Source organism: Nonomuraea guangzhouensis (genome assembly GCF_019396345.1).
In the GTDB taxonomy this organism is placed as follows: domain Bacteria; phylum Actinomycetota; class Actinomycetes; order Streptosporangiales; family Streptosporangiaceae; genus Nonomuraea; species Nonomuraea guangzhouensis.
The window spans coordinates 108,704-119,907 of record NZ_JAHKRM010000001.1; the positions used below are offsets into that span (position 1 = coordinate 108,704).

The window sequence follows — 11,204 nt, forward strand, 5'->3', positions numbered from 1 at the left end:
GTTCTTCTCCTGTCACCGTCCGGCTAACGCGGACGGGACGCCTGCAGCTCGGCGCGTACGGCCGGGGTGAGCACTTGGCCCGCCCGCTCCACGAGCAGCGTCATCTGGTACGCGACCAGGCCCATGTCACAATCGGGCGCGGCGAGCACAGCGAGGCAGGAGCCATCGCTGATGGACATGATCATCAGAAGTCCGCGCTGCATCTCGATGACGGTCTGGGTGACCATACCGCCTTCGAACACACGAGCCGCGCCTTGCGTCAGGCTGATCACACCCGAGGCGACCGCGGCCAACTGGTCGGCCCGGTCCTTGGGAAAACCCTCGGAGAAGGCCAGTGGCAAGCCGTCAGACGACACCACCACGGTGTGCGCGACACCGGGCACGTTGTTGACGAAGTCGGTGATCAGCCAGCTGATGCCACGCGCTCCCTGGCTCAGTTCTCTCATTGCTCCTCCTCATTGTCATCTCCGCGGGTGAACGCGCGGCCTTGCCGAACCCCCTGCTGGAAGCTGGACAGCCGGCTCCGCAGGCGATCGGGGGAGATCTGCGGTGCCGGTGACGTCGCCTGCGGTTCCGCCAGGCTGGCCGTACCGGGCACCAGGTTGGCCTTCGGCACCCGCCGCGGCAGGCCGGAAGCCGTCGTACCGCCCTTGGCCGGCTCGGCGGCGGCCTGCGCGGCCTGCCAGCCGGTGTCGGCGGGCGAGGACCACGACGCGCTCACGCCGGACCCGCCCGGCACGCGTTGCGGCAGCGCCGGCTTGTCCGTCGTCGCGGCGGACGCGGCGGCCGGCGTCGCCGCCGGCGGGGGCGCCGCGGCGGGCTGGGCATAGGGCTGCGCGTACGGCTGAGCGGGCGGCTGCGCGAAGGGCTGGGCCGCGTGCGGCGTGGTGAGCGGGCCGGCGGGCGGCACGGCCGGGATCCCGCCGATCTGCGTCTCCTCCTGCGCGGAGGATTCGGAGATCGGCTCCTGGTACGGCTTGACCTGCTCGGGCTCCGGCCGGCGGAACCAGTCGGAGCCGACCGACGAGAAGATCGGCAGGAAGTCGTCGCTCTGCTCCATCGGCGAGTTGCGCACCACCGGGAGCGGGCCGGTCAGATCCTTCGAGGAGTACTCGCCGGGGCCGAACGGGTTGAACGCGCCGCGCCCGTTGTGCGTGAACGGCTCGACGGGCGGGATGGGCGAGTCGGCGAACGACGGCCAGCGGTGCTCCTCGAACCCGAAGCCCGGCTGCGAGTCGCCACCGTAGGGCGACTTGGGCTGCTCGACGAACGGCGACCTGGGCGGCTGCTCCTCCACCGACCCGTAGGGCGGCCAGTTCGACTCCTGCGCCGGCACCGGCGGGGGCGGCTCCGTGGCGAAGGACGGCCAGCGGGGCTCGTCCTGCGCGGGCGGTGGCGGTTCGGTGGCGAAGGAGGGCCAGCGCTGCTCGTCCTGCCGCGGCGGCTCCTCGGCGAACGACGGCCAGCGCTGCTCCGGCGCGGCGGCCGCGGGCGGCTCTTCGGCGAAGGACGGCCAGCGCTGCTCGTCGGGCTGCTGCCGCGGCGGCTGCTCCTCGCCGAACGGCGGCCAGTTGCCGCCGCCACCCGGCAGCGGCAGCGAGCCCGGCCACTGCGTGTCGACCGGCGCGTCGTCCGACGTGCGGATGTCGGGGGTGTCGGTCTTCGGCCCGCCGTAGACGCCCGAGCCGTTCGTCGAGGACGGCTCGATCATGCTCGGGTCGAAGGTGGTGAAGGCTTCGTACTGGCTGCCGCGCTGCTGCGGCACCGCGCCCTGGGGACCGGCGATGAGCATGTCGGGCAGCATGACGAGCGCGGCGAGGCCGCCGGGCTCCTTCATCCCGAGCTGGACCCTGATGCCGTGGCGCAGCGCCAGGCGGCCGACCACGAACAGGCCCATGCGGCGCGAGACGGCCACGTCCACGACCGGCGGGTTGGCCAGCCGCCAGTTGGCCTCGGCCAGCTCGTCGGCCGACATGCCGATGCCCAGGTCGCTGATCATCACCTGGATCCCGCCCTCGATGGGCGTGCTGGTGACCTGGACCTTGCTCTCGCGCGGGGAGAAGGAGATGGCGTTCTCGATCAGCTCGGCGAGCAGGTGCACGGCGTCGGTGACGGCCGGGCCGGCGATCTCGATGCCGGACGGGATCTGGATCTGGACCCGCTCGTAGTTCTCGACCTCGGACAGCGAGGCGCGGGCGATGTCGACCAGCGGCACCGGCTCGCTCCACTTGCGGGCGGCCTCCTGGCCGGCGAGGACCAGGAGGTTCTCGCTGTTGCGGCGCATGCGGGTGGCCAGGTGGTCGAGCCGGAACAGGTTCGCCAGCCGGTTCTCGTCCTCCTCGCCCTGCTCCAGTCCCTCGATGAGCTGCAGCTGCCGCTCGACGAGCGTCTGGCTGCGCCGGGAGAGGTTGACGAACATCGAGTTGACGTTGGCACGCAGCTTGGCCTCGTCGCCGGCCAGCCGGATCGCCTCGCGGTGGACCTCGTCGAAGGCCCGGGCCACTTCCCCGATCTCGTCGCGGGTGTTGACACCGACGGAGGGCACGTCGGGCACCTCCGCGCTGTCGCCGGACTCGCGCAGCAGGCGGACGGTCTCGGGCAGCCGGGTGGTGGCCACCTGGAGCGCCTCGGCACGCAGCCGGCGCAGCGGGCGGACCAGCGAACCGGCCACCCGGGTGGTGATCACCAGGACGAGGAGCAGCAGGACCAGGATGGTCGCGCCGGAGATGATGGCGCTGCGCTGCTCGGTGTCGCTCAGGTCGCGGGTGGTGGCCACGATCCTGGTGGCCAGGCCGTCCTCGACCTTGCGCATGGCGTTGGCGGCCAGCGTGGTGCTCTCGTACCAGAGCTGGATGTCACGGCGAGTGGTGATGTCCAGGTCCTTGATGGTCTGGAACTCTCGCAGCTGGGCCAGGGCGCGCTGACGCATCGCGTCCGCGCGGTCGATCTGCTGACCTCGTACGCCCTTCTGAAACGCCTGGAGATCCGGGCGGGTGGCTTCCGCCTCGAAGGTGGCCTGCTCGGCCTGCTGGTTGTTCCACGAACCGAGGAAGTCGGAGAGGTCGTCGTAGTCGAGCCGGCGTTCGATCAGCGCCACGATCAGGATGCCCTGCTGACGCGAGACCTCTTCCTTGGTCCGGTCGAGGGCGGTCAGCGCGGCCACGTCGCCCTGCAGGCGGTCGTCGCTGATGCCGTCACCCAGGTCGCCCTGGAGGTTCTCGAGCACGTCGATCATGGAGGAGTAGGTGCGGAGCGCGGCTCGGGGCGGCACGCTCGCCTCACCCGCGATCGACTTGCGCAGGCCGTCGAGGCCGGTGAGCCATCGGCGGATCTCCGACACCTCTTCGATGACGCGGGCGGTGTAGGTGGCGTCGATGGCCGTCATGCCGGCGAGCACCCGCTGCTTGGCGGCATCGGAGGCCTGGCGCTGCGCCTTGAGCTGACTCAGCCGGCTGGGGCGCCGGCGGTCGGCCATGTACCACGCGGTGAGCGTGCGTTCCTTGGCGAGCTCGTGCGACAGTGCGCCGACGCGCTGGACCAGCTCGGCGACCGTGGTCAGCCGGCGGTACTCGGAGCTGGTGCCGATGGCGTTCGCCAGCTGGACCCCGGCGAGCAGCACACCCACGATGGTGGGGATGAGGATCAGCGCCACCAGCCTGGAGCGCACGCGCCAGTTCGCCAGCCGGAACCGTCCGCCTGTGTGCTCCCCGGACCTGGTGTGCCTGGGGTTATCCGTCCTCACTGACTCTCGCAACCTCTCGCCGTTACGTGCTCGAAAATCTGACACGCTTGGGGCGCATGGGATTTCTGCGGGCCGGGTAATTGGAACACAACCCGTACCAGATCGGCCAACCGAACATATCCCATCAAATGCGACCAAACGTGCCTTCGAGGTCGCATATCGCCGTGCGTGTTTTCAGGCGGGCCGGAAGGAGTCGCGCTCCACCGGCGCCGCGTGCTTGACCATCAGGTGACGAGTCACCGAGTACTCCTGCACCGCCTCCTGGCTCATGTCCTTGCCGAAACCACTGCCCTTGACCCCACCGTGCGGGGCCTCGCTGGCGATCGGCAGATGATCATTAATCCAGGTCACACCCACGTCGAGGCGGTGCGAGACCCGCATCGCCCTGGCCACGTCCCGAGACCACACGGACGAGGCCAGACCGTAACGCGTGTCGTTGGCCAGCATCACGGCCTCGTCCTCGGTGTCGAACGGCAGGACCACGAGGACGGGGCCGAAGAGTTCACCCTGGACGATATCGCTGTTCTGTGACACTTCGTTAACAAGTGTGGGTAGGTAATACGAACCGGGCCCTTCGACCGGGATGCCACCCTGCACGACGTGGCCGCCGGAGCCGGAGACGAAGCCGTGCACCCGGTCGCGGTGCGCCGCCGAGATCAGCGGGCCGACGTCGGTGGCGGGGTCCCACGGGTCGCCCACGGTGATGCCGGCGAGGGTCTGCCTGATGGCCTCCACCGTGTCGTCGTACACCTGCCGGGCCACGTAGACGCGGGTGGCGGCGGTGCAGTCCTGACCGGTGTTGTAGGTGGCGCCCATGGCCACCCCGCGGGCCGTCTCCTCCAGGTCGGCGTCCTCGAAGACCAGCGCGGGCGCCTTGCCGCCGAGCTCCAGGTGCACCCGCTTGAGCGTCTTGGCCGCGCCCGTCATGACGGCCCTGCCGGTCTCCGTCGAACCGGTGACGCTGACCATGTCCACACCCGGATCGGTGACCAGCGCCTCGCCAACCTCGGCGCCGCCGGTGACCACCCGCACCAGGCCCGCCGGCGCGCCCGCCTGGACGAACAGCTCGGCCAGGCGCAGCGTGCTGCGCGGCGTCTGCGGGGCGGGCTTGATGACCACCGCGTTGCCCGCGGCGACGGCCGGGCCGAGCTTCCACACGGCCATCACGAACGGGAAGTTCCACGGCGCGATCGAGCCGACCACACCGAGCGGGCGACGCAGCATGACCGAGGTGTAGCCGCGGCTGAACACCCCGGCGCCCGACCCGTCGAGCGAACGGGCGGCCCCGGCGAAGAAGCGCAGGTTGTCGACCGCGAACGGCAGCTCGCCGTCCCTGAAGACGGCCGCGGGCTTGCCCGTCTCCTCGACCTCCAGCCGGGTCAGCTCCTCGGCGTCGGCCTCGACCAGGTCGGCCAGCCGCAGCAGCACCCGCGCGCGCTCTCCCGGGGTGGCCTGCGACCACTCCTCGAAGGCGGTGCGCGCCGTCCGCACCGCCCCCGCCACGTCTTCCACCGGGGTGTCGGGGACCAGGTCGCAGACGAGCCCGGTCGCCGGGTTGATCAGCTCACGCATCGGACTTCAGGCCCAGGGTCTCGATCAGGTCGGCGGCCTTGCGCAGACCGTCGCGGCCGCGGATCTCCTCGCCCGCGGCGGCCAGCCTGGCGCGCAGCTCCGAGTCGCCGAGCAGGCGGTCGAGCGCACCCGTCAGCTCCTCGTCGGTGAAGGTGTAGGTCGACAGCCGCACGCCGTAGCCGAGCTCGTCCACGCGCTGGGCGTTGTCGTACTGGTCCCAGAACAGCGGCAGCAGGATCATCGGCTTGCCGAAGTGCAGCGCCTCGGTGGTGGTGTTGTTGCCGCCGTGCGTGATGACCAGGTCGCAGAGCGGGATGATCTTCGTCTGCGGCAGGAACTCGGCGCCCCACATGTTGTCGGCCAGCTTGATCTCCTCGTGCAGCGGGCCCTTGGAGACGATGAACTGGTGCGGGGTGGTGGCCAGCACGTCGATCACCCGCTGCATCAGCTCCACGTCGGAGGAGCCGAGCGAGCCGAGCGAGAAGTAGACCAGCGCGCCGTTGTTGCGCTGGAACGGCAGCTGGAAGTCCTCGTCGGTCTCACGGACCGAGGAGTCGAGCCGGTGCCAGCTGGGGCCGAGCGGCCGGGCGTCGGTGTAGTCGAGGATCTCCGGGAACACGTAGAGGTTCAGGTCGCCCTCGTGGATGAAGTCGAGGTCGGGCAGCGGTTCGGTGCCCTGCTCGACGCACCACTCGTTGAAGGCCGCCCAGACCTCACGGTGGGTGCGGTCGTACTCGGCGCGGAAGGCGTCCCACTCACCGCGGTGGTCGGCGGGCAGCCCCGAGAACACCGGGGCGATGTCGTCGCCGCGCACCTCCAGCGGGTTGCAGGACACGATGCGGACGAACTTCTTGCCGGTCGTGAGCAGCGCCGGGAAGGTGATGACGTTGTCCTCGACGATGACGTCCGGCTGGACCCGCTCGATGATGGCCTTGAGCTGCGGCTCGCAGTACTTGACGCCGTCGATGAGCGAGTCCCAGATGGGCTTGGTCACCGTCTCGAGCTGCTCCAGCGTGCTCTTGCGGTATTCGGGGGCGGTCTCCCGGATGAAATCCTTCCAGAACTGCCCCGCGTCCTGCTCCTCGGCCCCTTCGGCCGGCGGCGCCAGGTCGACCAGGTCCTCCTCGAAACCGAGCGCTTCGAGCTTGCCCTTCCACGACGACTCTGCGGCGAAGACGACGCGGTGACCGCGGCGACGCAGGATGTCGCCAATACCGATGCTGTTGTTCGTGGGCCCGTAGGCGCTTTCCGGCATGAACAGGATGGTGAGGGACATCGCAGACTCCGAGGTGGACTAGCAATTGAAGAGGAATTCAAATACTCATCTAGCGGGGACGCCAACTTCAAGGCACTATGGTCACGGCTTCCTGAACGGCAGACAAACAAGGCGGTGATTGTGGCCCAGCGAAAGAGCCGCAGCGACCGGCGCATCGACCTGATCGAGGCGGCCCGGCGGGCCATCATCCGTCACGGCATCGACCGCGTCCAGCTCTCGCATGTGGCCGAGGAGGCCGGGCTGACCTCCGGTGCCGTGCTCTATCACTACCCCGACCTCAGCGAGCTGCTGGTCGAGGCGCAGCACGCCGGGATGGAGCGGTTCTACGAGCAGCGGCTGCGCCAGCTCGTCGCGCTCACCGACCCGGCGGAGAAGCTGGTCATGACGATCAGGTCGGGGCTGCCGACCGGTCCGCTGGATCCCGACGTCAGGCTGCTCAACGAGCTCGGCGGGGCCGCGGGGCGCAACAGGGTGTACGGCGTGCTGCTCACCTCCCTGTACGACCGGCAGGTGTCGATGTACCAGTCGATCCTGGACACGGGTTCCGCGCTCGGAGTGTTCAAGCTGAGCTCCGACTCGCTGACGATCTCGCGCAACCTGGTGGCCCTGGAGGACGCCTACGGCTACCGGATCACCGCCCGGCACCCGGTGATAGACCCGCAGGAGGCGGCCGAGCTGATCCTCTCCTACGCGCGCACGGCGACGGGCCACGAGCTGACTCATCCGGCCGTGCCCTGACCCGCCGGGATGATGACGGCGTCGTCGTGCCGCCAGTGCAGCTTGACCTTGGCGCCCTGCTGCACGGCGCTGGCGCCCTGCACGGCCACCAGGACCGGCTTGACGTGGCCGGGCAGGTCGACCGAGATGTGGGAGACGCCGCCGTAGAAGCTGACGTCGAGCACGGTGCCCTTGAGTCCGTGGGCAGCCGTCTCGTCGCGTAGCTCGACCTTCTCCGGGCGGACGCCGAGGAGCGCCTTGGCGCCGGCCTCGAGCTCCTCCAGCGGGGTGCCGGGCAGCAGGCCGAAGTCGGCGGTCCTGAGGCCCTCCGCGCCGCCGGCCGTACCCTCGAACAGGTTGTTGGCGCCGACGAAGTCGGCGACGAAGGGGGTGCGGGGCCGCTCGTAGAGCTCGACGGGCTCGTCCACCTGGCGCACGCCGCCCCGCTCGAAGACCGCGATGCGGTCGGCCAGCGACATGGCCTCCTCCTGGTCGTGGGTGACGACCACGAAGGTGATGCCGACCTCGTGCTGCAGCCGCTTGAGCTCCAGCTGCATGTCGGCGCGGACCTTCTTGTCGAGCGCGGAGAGCGGCTCGTCGAGCAGGAGCAGGCGCGGGCGCTTGACGATGGACCGGGCGAGCGCGACGCGCTGACGCTGGCCGCCGGAGAGCTGGGCGGGCTTGCGCGCGCCGAGCTCCGACAGGCCGACGGTCTCCAGCACCTCGCCGACCCGCTGCTTGATCTCCTGGCGCGGCAGCTTCTCCCGCTCCAGGCCGTAGGCCACGTTCTTGGCGACGGTCATGTGCGGGAACAGCGCGTACGACTGGAACATCAGGCTGATCGGCCGCCGGTTCGGCTGCTTGGCGAGCAGGTCCTCACCGTCGAGGGTCACCGTGCCGCCGTCGGGCGTCTCGAACCCGGCCAGGATGCGCAGCAGCGTGGTCTTACCGCACCCGGAGGGCCCCAGCAGGGCGAAGAACTCACCCTGGCGGATCTCCAGCGAGACTCCGTCGAGCGCGGTCACATCACCGAACCGCCGGGTGATCCGGTCAATCTTGAGCACGTGATTCCCCGATCTTGGTGATCCGCTGTCCAGCGATCACCGCCGTGAAGCTCACCAGGAGCAGGATGGCGGCCAGCGCGTTGATCTTCGGGGTCACCCCGAAACGGATCATCGAATAGATGACGATCGGCAGCGTCTGCTCGGTGTTGCCGATCGTGAAGAAGGCGATCACGAACTCGTCCAGCGACAGCGTGAAGGCCAGCAGCGCGCCCGCGATGATGCCCGGCGCGAGCTGCGGCAGCGTCACCTTCACGAACGTGACGACCGGGCCCGCCCCGAGGTCACGCGAGGCCTCCTCCAGCGAGGTGTCGGCGTTCGTCAGCCTGGTGCGCACCACCGCGGCGACGAAGGCCATCGAGAAGACGGCGTGCGCGAGGATCACCGAGTAGAGCCCCAGCGTGAGCTGGATCATCCCGTAGAAGACCAGCAGCCCGATGGCCAGCACCAGGTCGGGCAGTACGGCCGGCATCAGGGCGAACGCGTCGAGCGTCTTCGACCGCGTGTGCCTGACCAGGCCGACGGCCAGCAGCGTGCCGAGCACGGTCGCGATGGCGGTCGATCCCACGGCCACGATGAGCGTGTTGACCAGGCCGTCCCTGACCCGCTCGTCCTGGGCCAGCTCGCCGTACCACTTGAGGCTGAAGCCCTCGTAGGTGTACGCCGACCTGCCGGAGTTGAACGACATCACGACGAGCACGACGATCGGCGCGTAGAGGAAGACGTACGTGGCCCAGAACGGGACGTGCAGCCACCTCGCCCTACCCACGGCGGGCCGCCCACGACTGCGCGATCAGCAGCACCACCAGGACCGCCACCAGGGCCAGCGCCAGGGTGGAGCCGAAAGGCCAGTCCCGTGCCTTCAGGAACTCGGTGCGGATCAGGTTGCCCACCATGATCGACTTGCCGCCCCCGAGTATCTCGGGGACGACGAAGTTGCCGAAGCTCGGCACGAACACGAACAGGCACCCGGTCAGCACACCCGGCACCGTCATCGGCAGCGTCACCTTGCGGAAGGTGGTGAACCCCGACGCGCCCAGGTTCGCCGACGCCTCCCACAACTGCGGGTCGAGCCGCTCGATCGCCGAGTACAGCGGCAGCACCATCAGCGGCAGGTAGGAGTAGAGCAGCCCGAGAACGATGGCGCCCTGGTTGTAGAGCAGTTCGTACGGCCCGAGTCCGAGCGCCGTCAATCCCGAGTTGAGCAGGCCGGGCCCGCTGAGCAGGATGATCCAGGCGTAGACGCGGATGATGAAGTTCGTCCAGAACGGCAGCACGACGGCGACCAGCGCGACCGTCTTCCACTTGGGTGGCAGCCGCGCGATCAGGTAAGCCGTCGGATAGCCGAGCAGCAGCGCGATCAGCGTCGTGAGCCCGGCGATCTTCAGCGAGGTGCCCACCACGCCGAGGTAGAGCGGGTCGAGCAGGCGGCTGAAGTTCTCGCCGGTGACCTCGTAGACGACGCCGCCGAACCGCCCGCGCTGGAAGAGCGTGTAGCTCAGCACCAGCACCAGCGGCACCAGAAGGAGCACGACCAGGTAGGTCAGCCCGGGTGACAGGAAAACGAACGCACCCAGCCGGCGCCCCCTCGAAGGGGACACCGGCCGGGTTTCAGCTTGTGCTTTCACCGCTGCTACGACTGCGCCGTGATCTCGGTCGACATGCGGGTGTACTTCACCGACGCCTGACCCAGGTCGATGATCGACTCACCGTTGAGCAGCTCGGCCGGCTTGATGCCCAGCAGCGAGCCCTCGGGGATCTGCACCTTGTCCATGGCGGCCTTGTTGGGCACCTTGTAGTTGATGTTCGCGGCGGCCCAGCCGTGGATCTCGGGGTCGAGGATGTAGTTGATCAGGGCGTGCGCGGCCTCCTTGTTCTTGGAGGACTTCATGATCACCATGGTGTCCACCCAGAGGTCGCTGCCCTCCTTCGGCACCACGAACTTGATGTTCTTCTGGTCCGTGGGGCACCAGCCGTCCCACGCCTCGACCATCACGGCCTCGCCGGACTTGAGCTTGTCGCCGAAGGTCGTGTCGTCGTAGCCGAGCAGGTGCGGCTTGGCCTCGACGAGGAGCTTCTTGGCCGCGGCGATCTCTTCGTCCTTGTCGGTGTTGACCGAGTAGTGCAGCGCCTTGAGCGCGGGCAGGGCCAGCCAGCGCTCGGTGGTCATCATGGTGACCTTCTTGTCGGCCCAGGCCGGCGGCGACAGGATGTCCTTCCAGCTCGTCGGCGGCGTCTTGGCCAGGTCGCTGCGGTAGCAGATGCCGGTCGTGCCCCAGGTGTAGGGCACCGAGTACTTGTTGCCCTTGTCGTAGGAGAGCTGGGTGGCCTCGGGGTAGAGGTTGGCCAGGTTGGGGATCAGCTCCGCGTGGATCGGCTCCAGCAGACCCTGCTCGTTGAGCGCCTGGGCGTACTGGCCCGACACGAACGCCACGTCGATGCCGCTGTCGCCGCCGGCGGTCAGCTTGGTCATCGCCTCCTCGTTGGTGGCGTGGAGCTGGATCTTCAGCGGGAACTTGAGCTTGTCCTTGACCTTCTCCGGCAGCTCCTTGGGCGTGTAGCCGTCCCACACCGTCACGTTGACCGACTGCTTCGTCAGGTCGGCGTTCGGGTTGAGCTGGTCGGCCGTCGCCGCCGGCGCGGCTGCGCTGTTGGTCGACTCACCACCGCACGCCGCGACGGCGAGCGCGAGGCCGACCACCGCCACGGCAGCCGGAAGACGACGGGTGAACCGGGTACGGGAGGACACGGCCGCTACTCCTTCAGGGTTCCAAGAGACGAGAGGGGTCGCGCGACCAACCGGGCACGGCGGACCAGAGCAGGAGTGTTGCAGCAG

9 protein-coding genes are annotated in these 11,204 nt (G+C 69.1%); 1 reads left to right on the plus strand and 8 read right to left on the minus strand.

Features of this window, described 5'->3' with window-relative positions; translation table 11 throughout:
• Positions 1-23: 23 nt before the first annotated feature.
• The 4 genes from KME78_RS00490 to KME78_RS00505 form a co-directional block, all read right to left on the minus strand.
• Positions 24-446, minus strand: a complete 423-nt coding sequence (locus KME78_RS00490) for a roadblock/LC7 domain-containing protein (protein ID WP_246650111.1) — start codon at positions 444-446, stop codon at positions 24-26.
• A complete protein-coding gene (locus KME78_RS00495; RefSeq protein WP_219526679.1) occupies positions 443-3,742 on the minus strand; it encodes a sensor histidine kinase in 3,300 nt (1,099 codons plus the stop codon). The genes KME78_RS00490 and KME78_RS00495 overlap by 4 nt, the downstream gene beginning before the upstream one ends.
• A 174-nt stretch (positions 3,743-3,916) precedes the next feature.
• Entirely contained in the window at positions 3,917-5,314 is a 1,398-nt protein-coding gene (locus KME78_RS00500) for an aminobutyraldehyde dehydrogenase (protein WP_219526680.1), read from the minus strand.
• A complete protein-coding gene (locus tag KME78_RS00505; RefSeq protein ID WP_219526681.1) occupies positions 5,307-6,590 on the minus strand; it encodes a glycosyltransferase in 1,284 nt (427 codons plus the stop codon). The genes KME78_RS00500 and KME78_RS00505 overlap by 8 nt, the downstream gene beginning before the upstream one ends.
• Positions 6,591-6,710: 120 nt before the next feature.
• Between KME78_RS00505 and KME78_RS00510 the strand changes: the two genes are divergently transcribed.
• Positions 6,711-7,328, plus strand: coding sequence for a TetR/AcrR family transcriptional regulator (locus KME78_RS00510; RefSeq protein ID WP_308126750.1), 618 nt, complete (start codon positions 6,711-6,713; stop codon positions 7,326-7,328).
• Here KME78_RS00510 and KME78_RS00515 read toward each other — a convergent pair.
• Genes KME78_RS00515 through KME78_RS00530 form a run of 4 tightly spaced genes read right to left on the minus strand, consistent with a single transcriptional unit; the run spans position 7,310 to position 11,117 of the window.
• Entirely contained in the window at positions 7,310-8,371 is a 1,062-nt protein-coding gene (locus KME78_RS00515; RefSeq protein WP_219526682.1) for an ABC transporter ATP-binding protein, read from the minus strand. The genes KME78_RS00510 and KME78_RS00515 overlap by 19 nt on opposite strands.
• Positions 8,358-9,137: an ABC transporter permease gene (locus tag KME78_RS00520; RefSeq protein WP_219526683.1), complete on the minus strand. Its 780-nt coding sequence runs from the start codon at positions 9,135-9,137 to the stop codon at positions 8,358-8,360. Before KME78_RS00520 ends, KME78_RS00515 begins: the two co-directional genes overlap by 14 nt.
• The gene (locus tag KME78_RS00525; protein WP_308126751.1) at positions 9,130-9,969 is read right to left on the minus strand and encodes an ABC transporter permease; all 840 of its coding nucleotides are present in this window, start codon (positions 9,967-9,969) and stop codon (positions 9,130-9,132) included. Before KME78_RS00525 ends, KME78_RS00520 begins: the two co-directional genes overlap by 8 nt.
• A 32-nt stretch (positions 9,970-10,001) precedes the next feature.
• Positions 10,002-11,117: a polyamine ABC transporter substrate-binding protein gene (locus KME78_RS00530; RefSeq protein WP_219526684.1), complete on the minus strand. Its 1,116-nt coding sequence runs from the start codon at positions 11,115-11,117 to the stop codon at positions 10,002-10,004.
• Positions 11,118-11,204 lie beyond the last annotated feature (87 nt).

Excerpts from the sequence above, each read along its gene's own strand:
- KME78_RS00490 (WP_246650111.1), bottom strand. The coding sequence starts at position 446 with ATGAGAGAACTGAGCCAGGGAGCGCGTGGCATCAGCTGGCTGATCACC.
- KME78_RS00500 (WP_219526680.1), bottom strand. The coding sequence starts at position 5,314 with ATGCGTGAGCTGATCAACCCGGCGACCGGGCTCGTCTGCGACCTGGTC.
- KME78_RS00505 (WP_219526681.1), bottom strand. The coding sequence starts at position 6,590 with ATGTCCCTCACCATCCTGTTCATGCCGGAAAGCGCCTACGGGCCCACG.